General features: G+C 36.8%; 13 protein-coding genes. 5 read left to right on the top strand and 8 right to left on the bottom strand.

Annotation, left to right across the window (positions count from 1 at the left end; translation table 11 throughout):
• Positions 1–16 precede the first annotated feature (16 nt).
• Together MKY00_RS26390 and MKY00_RS26385 are read right to left on the bottom strand one after the other, a co-directional pair.
• Positions 17–232, bottom strand: coding sequence for a DUF2922 domain-containing protein (locus MKY00_RS26390; protein WP_016718961.1), 216 nt, complete (start codon positions 230–232; stop codon positions 17–19).
• A gap of 66 nt (positions 233–298) precedes the next feature.
• Entirely contained in the window at positions 299–523 is a 225-nt protein-coding gene (locus tag MKY00_RS26385) for a DUF1659 domain-containing protein (RefSeq protein WP_000257707.1), read from the bottom strand.
• Between the two features lie 110 nt (positions 524–633).
• On the opposite strand from MKY00_RS26385, the gene MKY00_RS26380 reads away from it, so the two are divergent.
• Positions 634–1119 (top strand): VanZ family protein, encoded by a 486-nt coding sequence (locus MKY00_RS26380; protein WP_001080717.1) that lies wholly within the window; start codon positions 634–636, stop codon positions 1117–1119.
• A 25-nt stretch (positions 1120–1144) separates the two neighbouring features.
• On the opposite strand, the gene MKY00_RS26375 is transcribed toward MKY00_RS26380, so the two are convergent.
• Complete coding sequence (locus MKY00_RS26375) at positions 1145–3901, bottom strand: DEAD/DEAH box helicase (protein WP_016718960.1); 2757 nt, start codon at positions 3899–3901, stop codon at positions 1145–1147.
• Positions 3885–5504 carry an SWIM zinc finger family protein gene (locus MKY00_RS26370; RefSeq protein ID WP_016718959.1) on the bottom strand — a complete coding sequence of 540 codons (1620 nt, stop codon included), beginning with the start codon at positions 5502–5504 and terminating at the stop codon, positions 3885–3887. The genes MKY00_RS26375 and MKY00_RS26370 overlap by 17 nt, the downstream gene beginning before the upstream one ends.
• A 158-nt stretch (positions 5505–5662) precedes the next feature.
• Here MKY00_RS26370 and MKY00_RS26365 point away from each other — a divergent pair, with 158 nt between their 5' ends.
• The 3 genes from MKY00_RS26365 to MKY00_RS26355 are packed head-to-tail and all read left to right on the top strand — an operon-like array spanning position 5663 to position 9102.
• Positions 5663–6154 (top strand): zinc ribbon domain-containing protein, encoded by a 492-nt coding sequence (locus MKY00_RS26365; protein WP_016718958.1) that lies wholly within the window; start codon positions 5663–5665, stop codon positions 6152–6154.
• A 5-nt stretch (positions 6155–6159) separates the two neighbouring features.
• Positions 6160–7710: a zinc ribbon domain-containing protein gene (locus tag MKY00_RS26360; protein WP_016718957.1), complete on the top strand. Its 1551-nt coding sequence runs from the start codon at positions 6160–6162 to the stop codon at positions 7708–7710.
• A 12-nt stretch (positions 7711–7722) separates the two neighbouring features.
• The gene (locus MKY00_RS26355; RefSeq protein ID WP_029141234.1) at positions 7723–9102 is read left to right on the top strand and encodes a zinc ribbon domain-containing protein; all 1380 of its coding nucleotides are present in this window, start codon (positions 7723–7725) and stop codon (positions 9100–9102) included.
• 40 nt (positions 9103–9142) lie between these two features.
• Here MKY00_RS26355 and MKY00_RS26350 read toward each other — a convergent pair whose 3' ends face one another.
• Both MKY00_RS26350 and MKY00_RS26345 read right to left on the bottom strand, forming a co-directional pair.
• Complete coding sequence (locus MKY00_RS26350; RefSeq protein ID WP_016718955.1) at positions 9143–9445, bottom strand: DUF3910 family protein; 303 nt, start codon at positions 9443–9445, stop codon at positions 9143–9145.
• A 79-nt stretch (positions 9446–9524) separates the two neighbouring features.
• A complete protein-coding gene (locus MKY00_RS26345; RefSeq protein WP_016718954.1) occupies positions 9525–10397 on the bottom strand; it encodes a cell wall-binding protein EntA in 873 nt (290 codons plus the stop codon).
• Between the two features lie 664 nt (positions 10398–11061).
• On the opposite strand from MKY00_RS26345, the gene opuD reads away from it, so the two are divergent.
• Positions 11062–12579, top strand: a complete 1518-nt coding sequence (gene opuD / locus MKY00_RS26340; protein WP_001229108.1) for a glycine betaine transporter OpuD — start codon at positions 11062–11064, stop codon at positions 12577–12579.
• Between the two features lie 1020 nt (positions 12580–13599).
• On the opposite strand, the gene MKY00_RS26335 is transcribed toward opuD, so the two are convergent.
• On the bottom strand, positions 13600–14901 hold the full coding sequence (locus tag MKY00_RS26335; protein WP_000988770.1) for a glycosyltransferase family 2 protein: 1302 nt from the start codon (positions 14899–14901) through the stop codon (positions 13600–13602).
• Complete coding sequence (locus MKY00_RS26330; protein WP_016718953.1) at positions 14898–15653, bottom strand: diguanylate cyclase domain-containing protein; 756 nt, start codon at positions 15651–15653, stop codon at positions 14898–14900. The genes MKY00_RS26335 and MKY00_RS26330 overlap by 4 nt, the downstream gene beginning before the upstream one ends.
• Positions 15654–15677 lie beyond the last annotated feature (24 nt).

Raw genomic sequence — 15677 nt, 5'->3', positions numbered from 1 at the left:
AGATTCGTCTTTTTGTCTATAAGGTAATGGGAACTTCAGATACAGTCCTTTCTACGAGACGAGCTCCTTTTTTTCGGGTATTTTCATTAATTGATGAAAATACAGATGAGGCAAGGATCGTATCCATTACTTGATTTACGACTTGTGCATCGACGGGCGTGATCGGCTTCTCGATAGAAAAGACAACTGTTTTTCCATCTTCTTTCGCGAAAATTAATTCTAGTACTTGCATACGTTGATTCCTCCTTTTTATTTATTTTGTAATCAGTGGGGCATCCCCACTGATTACATTTCCACCTTAAAGGGTAGAAAGATCTGATGTGCTAACAAGTTGTACAGCGTGAAGTGGTGATGCTTGTAAAGAAGCAAGAGCACGTGCTACGTTTTGTACTTGCTCTAAGTTTGCGTTTGTTTTTACGCGCTTAAATTGTTTGTTCTTAAAAACTGTTTTTCCATTCTTATCTAATCCATTGTTTAAGACGAGACGTAAAGTTAAATCCATTACGATTGTTTCGACTGCCATGTTTATCACCCCCTTTCACTATATAAATAGGATGCAAATGTCATGTTTTGGCGTGAAATTTATTCTTTTTTTTGGTACTCTTAAAAGAATAAGAGAGGGGTTTCGGAAGAATGAATCGTAAATGGTTATTTTGGATTCCTGTTTTACTATGGATGGGGCTGATTTTCTATTCCTCGGCACAACCATATAAAAAGCAGGATATGCGTTCGGATATTGAACAATATGTAAATGTGGAGTTTGTGAAAGAGCATTTTTCATGGGTATCTATCGATTACGGCGGTGGTACACCTGTTAGTATTGCAAATAAAGGTGTAGGTGGATTTATTGAGTTTTTCCTTCGTAAAGGTGCTCATTTTATGGTGTTCTTTATGCTCGGTTCATTGACGTATTACGCTTTTCATCGATCAGGTTATTCGAGAAAAAGGTGTTTTATATACGCTCTCCTTTTCGTTGCGGGATATGCAACATTTGATGAAATTCATCAATGGTTTACGGGCGATCGTACACCGATGTGGCAAGATTCATTACTGGATACGTGCGGCGGATTAACAGGTATTATAATAAGTAATTGGTTTTGGAATAGAAAAAGGAGCTAATCTCGAAAAGATTAGCTCCTTTTGTTTATACACCAAGTAATTCTTTTAGTTCATCTGTAGATAGTTCTGTCATCCAACTATCGCTTGTAATGACGGCGTTGTTTAATGATTGTTTTCTTTCTAACATTTCATCGATTTTCTCTTCAAGTGTCCCCGTTGTAATCAGTTTATGAACGTGAACGAAACGCTTTTGACCAATGCGATATGCACGGTCTGTTGCTTGGTTTTCTACCGCTGGATTCCACCAACGATCGTAGTGAATGACATGGTTGGCAGCTGTTAAGTTTAATCCTGTACCACCTGCTTTTAACGATAAAATGAAGATGTCATACGTTCCGTTTTGGAACTGTTCGATCATTTTGTCACGTTCTTTCTTCGGTACACTACCGTTTAAGAAGAGGACGCGCTGACCGAAATGTTCTTCTAACACATCTTTTAGCATGTTCCCCATACCGATGTATTGCGTAAAGATTAAACAACTTTCATTTTGATCTTTTATATTTTCAATGAGTTCCATGAGCGTGCTCGTTTTCATGGAACGTTCGATGATGTCTTTCGGTTCTGTTTCTTTTAAATAAAGAGCGGGATGATTACAAATTTGTTTAAGTTTGTTCAGCATGAGTAATATAAATCCGCGTCGTTCAATTCCGCTTAATCCTTCTACATTTTGCAACGTATCTTGAACAAGTTGTTCATATAAGGAAGCTTGTTCACCAGTTAGTGGACAGTAAGCTTTCTGTTCTTGTTTATCTGGTAAGTTTAATGCAACTGTTTGATCTTTCTTCGTACGACGCAGTAAAAACGGTGAGATAAAACGTTGAACTTGTTGGATTTTTCCTTCGTCACGGTCCTTTTCAATTGGTGAGACGAAGCGGCGCTGGAATTGTCCTAAGCTGCCAAGATATCCATGATTAATGAAGTCAAAAATAGACCAAAGCTCGGCAAGGCGGTTTTCCATCGGTGTCCCAGTTAATGCGATTTTGTGATTTGCTTGTAAGTTTCGTACTGCTTTAGACTGTTTCGTATGTGGGTTTTTAATATTTTGTGCTTCATCCAAAATAACAGCATCCCAGCATAACGTACTAAGTTCTTCCTCATCAAGCTGAGCTAATGCATAAGATGTTAATACAACATCTGCTGATTGAAGGAAATCTTTAAAGGATTCCCCTTTAGCTCGGTTACTTCCATAATGTAACTGAATACGTAAATTCGGTGCGAAACGCTCAAATTCTTTTTGCCAATTTCCAAGAACAGATGTCGGAGCCACGATTAAAGCAGGACCTGTTTGGAGATTGTTTTCTTTTATATATAGTAAGTAAGTGATCGTTTGAATACTCTTTCCAAGTCCCATGTCGTCAGCTAACAATGCGCCGAATCCAAGCTTTCTTAAATATAATAACCACTCAATGCCATGTTGTTGATACGGACGGAGTGTGGCGTTTAGTGATGAAGGGACATCTACTTTTGGAATATCTCCAATGTGCAATAGTTTTTGGAATAGCTCTTCATAATATCCATCTAGTTCAATTTCAATATCTGTAAACGGACTATCCTCTTCTACAATTTCTGTTTCAGCCGTGTTGGATAAATGTTGCTGCAGGACATCTTTCATTTCAAGTCCATACTTATCAGCACGATTCATAAGCTTTCGTACTTCTTCAATAAAGGCTGGATCTAGTCGCATCCATTGACCATTTATATTGAATAACCGCTTGTTTTGTTCAACGAGTTCAAAAAATTCGCTTTCTGATAAATCAATGCCGTTCGTTGAAATGCGCCAGTCAAAATTAACGAGTGTATTCATGCCGAAGAAAGATTGCGTTTGCGTAGCATTTTGCTTCAGTTGCACACGTAATTTTGGTTTTGTCGCTTTTAAATTTTGCCACCACGATGGTAATAAGATTGTAATACCTGCGGCGAGTAATTCGTTACTTGCTTCTGTTAAGAAGTTCCACGCTTCTGTTTCAAAGAGTTCACTTCGGAATGTATCACCATCTTTTAGCCACGGTACGAGCTTACTGAAGCTTTCTTGTGTTTCTAGAATACGTTCTTCATAATCGTGCCATCGTTTTGGTAAAGAATCGATACTCTCATATACATATATGCGATGTGCCCCGCGCTTTGGCGTAACAATTGTTTCAAGCTTCCACATTTCAAATTCTTCTTGCGGCTCTTGTAGTCGTAGTCCGATTGTAAAGGGAAGGTCATCTTCAATGTAACCAATTTTTCGAAGCCAATCTTCTTCATGTAGTGCTGCATCCAATTGTCTTTTCGTAAAGTCGTAATGTTCATAAAGTCTCTTTGCATCTTCCCATCCGTCATTTGAACGGTTATCTTGTAATATGCTTTCATTTACTGCAGCCGAGAAAAGAGAAGCCAATGTGTCATCTTCGATTGGAGTATTTTGAACTTTCCAAGATGGTTGTTTAGGCCAACGCTCCATATCAGGTACGAAGCTACCGCTTGTGAAGGCATCCCACAATTCGTTCGCATCTTCCGTAAGTGCTGTAATAGGGCCGTTCATTTGAATACGAGCAAAGGAGTTCATCGGTTTATTCGCGATGTATTCAAATGCTTGTGCGTTTGTTAGCATAACACCTTGTCTTCCTTCAAAGGTTGCTTCTTTTAGAAACGTGCCGTAGAAGGAAGTGGAGTGCCATGTAAATGCATTTCGTTTCCAACTTGTTACGGATAATGGAGTACCGCTATCATCTTCTCCCCAAAGGAACCAACCGTGACTAACGTGCTGGAGCCTAATTGTTACTTCAGTTTGATTGATCATCGATTAATTTTCCTTTCCGTAATTCCTCTTGTAGTGCACGCAGACGTGAATGTAAGTTTGCGATGTGAATAATGAAAGCATCCCATTCATCGGTACGCTTTAATCGTTTATATAATGTACGTAATTTCTTTAAGTAACGAACTGCACGTCTATATGATTTGCGATTTCGCTCTTCAATAGCTTCGGTAGCAGCAAGATGATAAAGAGGAAGTGCAGCTTCTGGTGCTTCCTTTTCAATATCTTTCAGCGGCTCTTTCAAAAGTTCAATCGCTTCAAATCCATGTAAGAGCTGAAGTTCTGCCCATGTTCGATACTGTTTTTTCGCCAGTACGTATTGCTCATAGTTTGCGAAACTATATGGTAATAGCTCTTGCAAAATCATTTCGAATCCAGCTTGTTCATTTGTATGGGTTGCATACGTTTCATACATGATGACGAATAAGCGAACGATATCTTTTATGAAAATTGTATTTTCGTGCTCATGTATCGTTTTCTTCACTTGTTTATACGTAAAGGAAAGCCAGTTTTTCGCACGATCCCATTTCATTGCATGTAATAACTCTTCTAACCAATAGAAGTACAGACTTACAACAGAAGCAGGTTGTTTCTTTAGTAAGTCCATCGCTAATCGATCTTCGTCATTTAAAAAGAGTAGATGAGAAGATGCTAATGCTTTGGAAAGTGGATTCATTTTCGTATCAATTCGTTTTTCCTCTTCTTGTAGTTGCTCGTTATTGTGTAACAGTTCACTCCATATGTGACGATAAATAAAGAACCTCTCTTGCGTATAGGCATCGGTGGAGAAAAATACTTCGTGAACGAGACGAGCTGTTTCTTGCAGAATTGATTTAGACTCTGAAGGAATCGATTCTGATTGTAAGTCCCGAACGATGGATTCCACTTTATCTACAAATAGGCGAACGACATTAACAGGCTGATGATAAGAATACGTTTTATTTGCCTCAAATTCCTGAATTTCTTCTAATAATTTTTGAAAGCAATAAAGTGCCGCGTGTAGCCTGAACAATTCATGTATCACAATGATACGCGGAGCTTTCCGCTCGAGTTTCGTATAGAAGTCCGTAAAAATACTCATAAGAAAATACATTTGTTTATAAGTAAGCCGAGCTTGTTCTTTTTTAAATGATTCATATTCGTTATCAAAATAGGATTGCCAACTTTTATAATCCGTTTCTTCAAAAGCTGATGATTGCAATACTTGTCTTGCAGTTCGAATAGGAGGAAGAGAAGGTTTCGTATTATTTTTGAATAAAGTTAATACATCTCCTACTTGCCCGAAACTAGATGCTGCCGATAGTAATACAGCGAGCATATGCTCACACTGCGTTGGTGCGAAGCAATCGCAATAGCTTTCAGCGACGTTACGAATCGGGATATGGACGCTATATACGCTGCCTTCAGCATCTACAGTTCCTGATAGCGTATAGCCATCAAAGTCAACGTTGTAGACAACACCACTACGATATAGGTGCCGAGCTGTAGCGACATGTTCCTGATCAGCTGTTTGCTGTGGATCTAGTCCTTGAACGAACTCATTCGCAATCATCATAATTTCATCTTTCGTAATTGAGTGTTGCAGCATAATATTCCTCCGTACACATATTTCTTTCCTTTACCATTATAAACAAAAAATGCTCAAAACAGAAAAAATGAAATTTAGATTACATTACTTGAAAATCATGGTAATATATAAAATGTTAATTTTGTATATTACTATATATTTATAGGAGGGTAATTAGTTTGTCAGATTTACAGACGAAGTTAGGCAGTGGAATGAATAAGTTACAAGAAGGAATTGAGCAAGGGAAGATGAAGCTGCAAGTTGCACAAGAGATCGCCCAATTGAAAAAGGGAATGCAAGTGCAAATGCAGAAAAAGGCAGAAGTTCTATTAGGAGTTGGACAACAAGTATATGTTCAATTAAGAGGAAACGGAGTAAATGAAGAAAGTTTGAAAGAAATGATTGCTCCAGTTCAAGAATTTGATGTAGCTATTTATCAAGCGAGAAAACGCATTGTTGAATTGCAAAAACAACAAGGGGAGAAAGCTACATGTGAATGCGGTGGACCTTTATCGATGAATGATAAGTTTTGTGGTTCATGCGGAAATCCTAACCCAATGTTAGCGGTAGAAAATGACGGTGAAACGGCAAATTGTATTTCATGCGATGAGCATATCGATAAAAACTCTACTTACTGTCCGGTTTGTGGAATTAAGCAAAGTGGGGAGTGAATAAGATGTATTGTCGCACGTGCGGAAAGCAACATGGTGAAGAAGTAAATTATTGCCCTAATGAAGGAAGTATGGAGATTGCAGGAGCTATAGATGTAGTAACGTTAGAACAAGATACTGCAAAATACTGCAAAGGTTGTGGCAGTGAAAATGCTCAGCAAAATTTATATTGTCAAAAGTGTGGGCATTCTTTATTTATTGTGAAGAAAAAAGAACAATCTATTAAATTGCCTGCAATAGACGGTACTCCTGAAGTTAAATTTACAGCAGATAAAGCCGTTTTAAAAACAGGTTTCATTGGTGGAGCTGTTGCAAGTATTCTCATGTTAATTGCAGGATGGATTGGTAGTGTATTATTTGCGTCTATATTAAGTGAGATGTTGAGTAAATTTGCGAAAGAGTTAGAAATGTTGCCGAGCTTTTATGCAAGCGCAACTGCTACGTTGTTAAATTATCATTTACTTGGTTTTACAGCTAGTGATGATAGTGGATTGATATTATCTTTATCTTGGCATACTCCATTTACATTATTATTAATCATTCCATTTATTATTTTCGCTGGAACAGGAATATGGTTAGGAAAACAGCATGTTGCAAAAACGATTAAAGATCAAATTTTTGTAGCGGCAACAGTTGGTATTATTTACGGTGTCTTTTTATTCATTATAAGCTTTATAGCATCACAATCTGTTACAATCCCGTTCTCGGATGCAGGTAAGATTACAGTCGGATATTCAGCAATTAAGAGCTTCTTAAGTGGTTTTGTATGCGGGACGTTATTTACTTTAGTAGGATTTATTGCTCATACAAGTAAAAACAATATGGCAGCAGCATTTCAAGAGTTAATGCCATATGGAGCGTCTGTTTATTACGGTGTTTCAGCTATGATAAAAGGACTTTTAGTAACAGCAGTAGCGGTTTGTATTATGGCGTTGGTAAGTAAGGAAGACGGTATTGAACCATTAAAAGAAATAACAACCTTAAAATCTGAAAGTACATTATTAGCATTAGAGTTAACACCTCAATTATGGAGTATGGCTCATTTTGCTCCGTTAGAAGTAACAAGTCCAGCACTGAGTAAGGAATTTACTGGAGTTGGTAAGAAATCAAAATCATCTGAGAGTACATTATCGTTTTCATTTATATCAGGCGTCTCTGTAAATGGCGTAGAGGTTAGAGATGTAATGATTTCAAAAGGAGCAAGTCAGGAAAGCCTTGCTGAATTTGATGAAGTGAATAACGTATTCAATTATGGTTTATTACTGCTTATTATTCCATTGTTCCTTATGTTTAGAGCGGGAAGAAAGTTATCTGAATTACCGACTGCCAATATATATATTACATTAGCAGTATGCAGTGGTTCTTACACAATTATGATGATTGCAATGAACATCCTTTCTAAGTTCCAAATTGATGTATCTGGAAATGTAATGAATTTATTTGGAGCGGGCGGTACTGTATTATCTATGCAAAATTCATTTGTATATTTAACTATGTTTAGTTTTATTGTGACATATGTGGCGGCATTTGCTGGAATGAAATTAGCTAAAAAATAGGGGGAGAGCATGTTGAAGTTTTGTGGAACATGTAAAAAAAACGTTGCAGGCCATTTGAACTTTTGTCCTGAGTGTGGAAGCAAAGTTGAAGTAATTGTTGATAACACTGCTGCTTCAGACACAGAAGTACAAAATGAGATAAAACCAGCGAAAAGTAAGAAAAATGTATTTTTAATCATCGGTTTCCTCATTATTGCGGCTGTATTATTTGGAGCATATAAATTTGGAGCATATAAGTTTTCAAAAGAAAAGCAAGTGAATGTAATGATTGAAGCATTCCAAAAGAAAGACATTACGGCAATTGATGAAATTGTGAAAGCAGATGATCCAAGCTTAAAGATTAAGACGGAAGATATTAAGGCGTACATGCGTTATTTAAAAGAGAACCCTTCGTACAACAAAGAATTAATTTCGTATTTACAGAAAGAGACAGTAAATCAAAAATTAACAACAGATAAAGCATCATTTAAAGATGGTCAAATTATAGAAGACGGGAAAGAATGGTTCTTATATCCGAAATATAAATTTAACATGAAATCTTATTACATGAATGTAAGCACAACTGCGAAAAGTGCTGAAATATATGTGAATGATAAGAAAGAGACAGAGCTATCAAGTGATAAAACTTCAAAAGAAGTTGGTCCATATTTCCCTGGGTCTTACGTTGTAAAGGCAAAAGCGAAGACGGAACTAACTGAGTTAGAAACAGAAAAAGAAGTGGATTTGGCAGATGAAAAAGAGGCGAAAGTGGATGTTACATTATCATTAGAAGGAAATTATGTAACCCTTTCTTCTGATGAAAATGATGCAACTGTATTTGTGAATGGAAAAAAACGTGGAAAATTAAGCTATGGAAGTTATAAGCTTGGTCCTGTATCCACAGATGAAACAGTAGAAGTACATTTAGAGAAAACTACTGATTTTGGTGTGATGAAATCTGAAAGTGTTAAAATTGGAGACCAAAGCACGTATTACTTAAAATTCCCAAAAGAAACATCAAGTTCGGCTGTTGGTGACTTTGTACGAAATCATATTTATGATAATGTACGTGCGATTTCATTAAATGATTTTAGCTTAATTGAAAATAATTATGATAAGAGCGGGAAATCGTATAAGGAAGACCGTGATTATATACAGTATTTACACAAAAAAGGAATTACAGAAGATTTATTAACAATGGAAATTCGTAATGTAGAGCGTCAAAGTGCTACGAAATATAAAGTAACGACATATGAAGAGTATCATATTCGTTACGGTGATGGCTCTGTGAAGTTCAAAAGCTTTAATAATGATCATATCGTTACTGTGAATGGAAATGGAAAGATATTGTACCATTCTCTTGGAGCGAATAATACGTTGAAATCAGAGGAAGTATCTGGTCCAACTCATTAATGCAAAAGACTATCTCATGATTGAGATAGTCTTTTTTTGATTAGAAGCGCGTTTCCTTTAATATCGCTTGTACATACGGATCATGTAATATTTGCTCTATAATTGGTAACATGTTTTGTTCGAATGGAATGTCGATAGGGAATGGCTTTTGTGAGCCAGGTTTGATTCCATATTGGACAAATTTGTAATGTGTATTATCTTCAGACTTGAGCACAATTAATTTATATCGATTGTCGTCGTCAGCGAGTGAGAAATCAATGGAAGTAGCGTCGTATGTTACTTCATCCTTATATATATACGGTTTTGGTGTACCGATCCAGTCTACTTTTGCTTGTACATTCATGGACATGACCTCCTTATGGCTATTATAAAAAAATAAAAGCCAGCTCTCAACAAAGAGAACTGGCTTCAGCAGTCATTGGTTATTTTAAAATTTTCACTTTAACAGTTTTGCGTCCCCATTTTTGAGCAGCGCTATCTGATCCAAGTAGGATGTCGATACGGTTACCTTTAATTGCACCGCCAGTATCTCCAGCGATAGCTTCTCCGTAACCTTCTACCCATACTTTAGATCCTAATGGGATTACTTTCGGGTCAACAGCGATCATTTTCATGTTTGGGTTCGCTGTTAAGTCATGACCCATTGCAGTTAATACACGGCCGCCATATGTGCCACCGTTTTCGCTCGGATGAGCTGTATATGCTGTAGCTACAACTGTTAACTCACGACCACCAGAAGGTGTGTTAGTTTCAGCAGCCTTTACAGCAGGCTTAGCAGCTTGTTTTGCTTGAGCTGCAGGTGCTTGAGCTGGTGCTTGCGCTTTAGCAGGAGCAGTTTGTTCTTGTTTCTCAATAACAGGTGCTGTACCTGTTAAGAAAGGAACGTGAACATAAGCTGTTTTTCCGTTATATTCGAATTGTAACCACTCATTTTGTACTTGGTTCGTTGTTTCGATCATATCATCTTTCTTAAGCGTCCCAAGAATTTCTGAGTTTGTGTTCGCTTCAGCACGTACGTTTAATACGTTAGCTGTTACGTAGTAGATGCTTTTAGTGAACTCTGCACTTACGAATGCGTCTTTACCATCTAAAGTGATTTTTGACCATCCGTTCTCTGTATTTTGAACATCTATTTTATTACCGTTTAGTAATTTACCGACAACTTTTGATTCCGTAGTAGGGTTTTCGCGTACATTTAGTACGTCTGTTGTTACAACAGTTTCTGCATTAGCAGATGATGTGAAAATCCCAAGACCAAAAACTGCTGCTGTTGCTATACCAATTAATTTTTTCATGATAGCCTCCATTGCGTTTGTTTTCGTGTCCTCATTATAGCAACAGATTTTTTCGGATTTGGGGAAAACACACAATTACAAACCATTCGTAATAAGTCGTTAACATCCTGTAATATAACAAAAAATATAGGAAAGCGTTTTTCATTCTATATGTTTAGTAGGTTTCTACTTATATTCAAAATATTTAATACAACATATTGTTTTCGGCGTAAATAAAAATATTACATGAGTGTTACATGATGTTTACTAAACGATTACATTCCTTGAGTATTTTACCGTTTTATGGGTAATATAGTTATATAAACATAAACATTTCGTTTGTGAAACTATAAACACGTGCTATATACTAGCAAAAAAACCGCATAATTGTTACAAAAAGAAAGGGTTGCAAGGAAGGAAAATGCCCTTTTTTACATCTGTAACACATCCTTTTTTGGGAAAATACATTCCCATCCGCATTTTTCTCGCACAATTTGACAGCAGTATTTCGATCTTATAGCTCTTGCAGAGTGAAAAGGTTATACGGAAGGTAAGGCTGTCCATCAGAATTCTAGTTGGTGAAGGTGAAAGTAAGAAAATCACCGCAAAATTATAGTTTTCTATCCGATTTTACATATCGGAATTAATGTTATTTATAAAAGTAAAACCTACGAAGGGGGATTTGATGAGGAAACTGACAAAAACATTCATCGTTTCATTAACATTATGTATTGCATTTACAATTTGGGGGATTATTCCCGAATCTATTATTGGAAAAGGTAGCTTAGGAAATGTAACAACCGCAATTCAAACTGCATTAGTTAGTAAGTTTGGATGGTTTTATATTATTTCTGTTTCTATTATTTTAGGTGTGTCTATCTTTTTAATTGTTTCAAAATACGGTTCTATTCGTTTAGGGAAAGATGATGACGAACCTGATTATAGTTATATGACATGGTTTGCCATGTTATTTAGTGCTGGTATGGGTATCGGCTTAGTGTTCTGGGGCGTTGCCGAACCATTAAACCATTTATACGCGCCTCCGTTTGGAGAAGGTGCAACTGAGGAAAGTGCGCGTCTTGCACTGCGTTTTTCATTTTTCCATTGGGGATTACATCCGTGGGGACTATATGCATTTGTAGCGCTTTGTATTGCTTACTTTACTTTTAGAAAAGGAAAAGCAAGTACAATTAGTGCGACAGTAGGACCGTTATTTAAGGGCGGGGACCATGGGCGCATTGCTCATTTATTTGATGTGTTAGCTGTTTTCGCCACTGTGTTTGGCGTGGCAACATCATTAGGTCTTGGCGCAAAACAAATTGCCGGTGGTGTTAGTTATTTAACTTCTATCCCGAACTCATTAACGACTCAGTTAGTTATTATTGCAATCGTAACAGTATTATTTATGTTATCTGCGCAAACAGGTCTTGATAAAGGAATTAAATATTTAAGTAATACAAACATTATTTTTGCGTTTGCACTTATGATTATTGTATTGTTTGCAGGTCCAACAAACTTTATTATGAATTACTTCACTTCGACAATCGGTTCTTATATTCAGGAATTGCCAAGTATGAGTTTCCGATTAAGTCCATTAGATGAAGGCGGAAACCAATGGATTCAATCATGGACAATTTTCTATTGGGCATGGTGGATTGCATGGTCACCATTCGTAGGTACATTTATTGCTCGTGTTTCACGAGGGCGTACCATTCGTGAATTTGTTATCGGTGTGTTACTCGTACCGACAATAATTGGTGCTCTTTGGTTCTCAGTTTTCGGCGGGACTGGTATTCATATGGAACTGTTTGGTGATGCACATATCTTTGAAAAAATTAAAGAGATGGGAACAGAAGTAGGATTATTCGCTATGTTTGATCAGATGGGAAGCTTTGGATCAGCGTTATCTGTTCTAGCTATTCTTCTTATTTCTACATTCTTTATTACATCTGCAGATTCAGCGACATTTGTTTTAGGGATGTTAACGACACATGGTAGTTTAAATCCACCAAACCGCATTAAAATGATCTGGGGTATCGTTTTAGCTGCTCTAGCTTCTATCTTATTATATGTAGGTGGATTAGAAGCCTTACAAACGGCAGCTATCATTGCAGCATTCCCATTCGTCTTCGTTATTTTCTTTATGATGGCAGCATTATTTAAAGAGTTACAAAAAGAAGGGCGTATGAAGCGTCATAAATAATAGAAGGAAAAAGAGTTGATTATGTATCAGCTCTTTTTTTATATAGAAGGAACTTGAACTGCAAGTAAGGGAAATAAAATACTTTACAGATTTTCCGAATAGGAAAGCCCACTACGGTGCGATAGTACCCCCTTTAGGGGTGGGATGATAGTGAGGTCAAATGCGATGTACAGATAAAATACCGAAAGTATGTTCTGTACATCAAGTATTTGAAATGGTATAATTTTCATAACAGACAAGTAAAAGTCTCTAAAACAATCTTGTTCTCTGAAAACAGAATACATATGAGGTTGGAGTAACAAATTCTTCTGCTCCGTAAAATGTATTGAGTCGTCAAGTACAAGACGCTAAAACACATTTGAGAACTCACAATCTGACTCGTTTGGTAATAGAACGAGTGCCGTATCTGCTAGATGCACTGGATACGGAGTGGTGATGGCACACCGCAATCTTGCACGTCAGCGATACTAGAAATAGACGTCGCCTTTGGTAGCAAGAATCCCACTGACGTTAGTCAGCTTGCGGCTTTAGCCGTGGGAGTGTCAATATATTAGTAGTATGCCTTTTATATGGAGAAAAATCGATACATTTCGACAATGTTCGATATCTTGCAGATTCTATTCATATTTTTGACAAAAAATTGTCGGAAATGTGTTGTCACGTTTATATATATGTGCTATATTATTTCCTGTAAGCGATTTCAAATAGTTTTAAAGCGCATTCAAGGGGGACAACTAGAATAATGAAACGTTACGAAAGAAAGTGGAAGCATATTTGTTTGAAACGTGTGGCACATCGTAGTGTCCAAGAAAGCACGGAACCTAAGACTGAAACGCGCAAAGAGCAGCAAGAGAAGCAATTGGTTCTACAAAAATAGCAATCACTTTTTCGTATATAAATGAAGGTCGATCGTTCGTTGGGGGATGGACGTGAAATTACTTTCAGCTAAGGGGTATTGTCTGATATATAATTTATACGGCAAAAAATAAGCACAGAGCATACGGCGCTCTGTGCTTATTTTTATTTGTCTTTTTTGAATCGAACAGTTTTATCCCAGCCAATGACTTGTTTCTTACTCTTTGCACGTAAGTATAAAATTAAGCTACGAATGAATAAGTACGTAAAGAGCTGTGCGTACGTAAAGTACATGATAACACTAATAAAAATATTAGTTGGTGTAAAGGTTCGTTCCACACTCTGGGCACTAAATAATTGAGAAACATATGTAACATATGCGACATACCACATAAATAGTAGTGGGATGCTATATTGAATTTGGAATATCCCGAGTAACCCAATTACAAACCAAACGTTCGAAATGATTAAGAATAACCAAAATACAACATACACTAAAACTTGTTGTAAAGAATGGACGAGCAGTTTTCCTTTAAAGAAACTTAATGAAGAAAACATTTTTTCTAAAATGTACAAGTTCCCTTGAAGCCAACGTGTACGCTGCTTAATAAGAATTTTTAAATGCTCAGGTTCTTGTTCCCATGTAATTGACTCTGGAACGATTGGCAGGAGATAGCCTTTTTGTGTAATTCGTAATGTTAATTCAGCGTCTTCTGCAATTGCATAAGGGTCATAGCCGCCAAGCTCTTCTAATGCAGCGCGACGAAGAAGCATGTTTGTTCCTGTTAGTGAACCTGTTTGGAATAGTAACCAGCGTCCGGATTGCATAAGGAGCTGGAAGATTTGAAATTCTAACGAAATCATTCGTGTTAGCCAGTTTCTTTTTTCATTTACAGTACGAACATGTCCAACAGCTCCAACAGCATCCTCGGTTGTTTCAGCGTGTTCTACAAGCATTCGCAGTGCATGTGGTTCAGGCTGGTTATCTGCATCATAAACACAGAAGTATTCACCATCTGAAATACTAAGGCCATAGTTTAATACACGTGATTTTCCTTTTGGTTCACCAGGTGGAACGCGAATGTGACGAATATGAGCATAAGCTTTGTCAAAATCGTCACCAATTTCAGGTGTCTCATCTTGCGAGTTATCGTTTAATAAATAAACAGTTAGTTTGCCTGGATATTCAATCTTTGCCATCGCCTCTAAAGTATCCTTAATCACGACGCCTTCATTGTGAGCTGGTATTAAAATATCGACGCTTGGGTAATGTTCTAGCGTACGATCTTTTTGTTTTCTACTTCGGTGAACTAAACCTGCGAGTGTTAAGAAAGAATAGTAAACGAGTAAGCCAGAGAATAGAAAGGCTGTAAAAATAAGTACATACTTAATTGAAAATGTGATGCTGATCCAAAAAACGAGTACGCAAAATAGAAGGAATAAAAGAAGTATAACGAGTGTCATCATAATAACTTCGGTCCTTTTGTAGCGATTTGTTCTCGTTTCATCTTAATATCTTGAATGGCCTCATCTGCAAGCCATTTTTCCATTTTAGGCTGTAGACGGTTCATTACAATATCGGCACCAGCTTCATTTGTATTTTGTAATAAAATGACTAATGTGTTTTTATCATACTCAGCAACAAGGTCAAAGTCAGCTCTTACCGTTTCAACTAATAAGGAAGCTACACGGTCCATAACACTTTCCTTTGTATATTTACTAAAGGAAGTGAAGTCAAAATAAATCATAACGCCTGTTTCATTACGACGATTCATTGCATTGATTAATAATGCTTGTCGTCTCTCGAATTCTTGTCTTGTTAATAATTTCGATTCTCCAATGTATTGTTCTAACGTTCTCACACGTTCGGTTAATTCTTTATTTTCATGAATAACCTTCTTTAATAGATGAGTGAAGATATATACAATGAAGAAATTTGCTGCCATTAGGAAGTGAGTAATAATGTATTCCCATTGTTCTGATGTACTCCATAAGTAGAGCCATGCTTGGTAGAACAGGTAGAATACCGAAGTAATGGTTCCTAATATGAAGAAAACAAATGCAGTTTTATCAGGCAAAAATAGAAATAGTACATTAACAATTACATATATAATTGTAAAAATGAGAGCATGCTCATATTGCGTTACATGTACAGTTGTAAAATAAAATAAAATTTGTAAAATCCACATAGAGAGGACTTTATAGAAGTTATCTTTCACAAAACTTTCCTCCTTAAAGATAAT

The organism is Bacillus sp. FSL R9-9834, from assembly GCF_038006905.1.
In the GTDB taxonomy this organism is placed as follows: domain Bacteria; phylum Bacillota; class Bacilli; order Bacillales; family Bacillaceae_G; genus Bacillus_A; species Bacillus_A pacificus.
This window is presented reverse-complemented; position numbering and strand designations above follow the sequence as displayed.

What these genes read in the sequence shown, in the direction of transcription:
- MKY00_RS26390 (WP_016718961.1), bottom strand. Translation starts at nt 232, where the DNA reads ATGCAAGTACTAGAATTAATTTTCGCGAAAGAAGATGGAAAAACAGTT.
- MKY00_RS26385 (WP_000257707.1), bottom strand. Translation starts at nt 523, where the DNA reads ATGGCAGTCGAAACAATCGTAATGGATTTAACTTTACGTCTCGTCTTA.
- MKY00_RS26380 (WP_001080717.1), top strand. Translation starts at nt 634, where the DNA reads ATGAATCGTAAATGGTTATTTTGGATTCCTGTTTTACTATGGATGGGG.
- MKY00_RS26375 (WP_016718960.1), bottom strand. Translation starts at nt 3,901, where the DNA reads ATGATCAATCAAACTGAAGTAACAATTAGGCTCCAGCACGTTAGTCAC.
- MKY00_RS26370 (WP_016718959.1), bottom strand. Translation starts at nt 5,504, where the DNA reads ATGCTGCAACACTCAATTACGAAAGATGAAATTATGATGATTGCGAAT.
- MKY00_RS26360 (WP_016718957.1), top strand. Translation starts at nt 6,160, where the DNA reads ATGTATTGTCGCACGTGCGGAAAGCAACATGGTGAAGAAGTAAATTAT.
- MKY00_RS26350 (WP_016718955.1), bottom strand. Translation starts at nt 9,445, where the DNA reads ATGAATGTACAAGCAAAAGTAGACTGGATCGGTACACCAAAACCGTAT.
- MKY00_RS26345 (WP_016718954.1), bottom strand. Translation starts at nt 10,397, where the DNA reads ATGAAAAAATTAATTGGTATAGCAACAGCAGCAGTTTTTGGTCTTGGG.
- opuD (WP_001229108.1), top strand. Translation starts at nt 11,062, where the DNA reads ATGAGGAAACTGACAAAAACATTCATCGTTTCATTAACATTATGTATT.
- MKY00_RS26335 (WP_000988770.1), bottom strand. Translation starts at nt 14,901, where the DNA reads ATGATGACACTCGTTATACTTCTTTTATTCCTTCTATTTTGCGTACTC.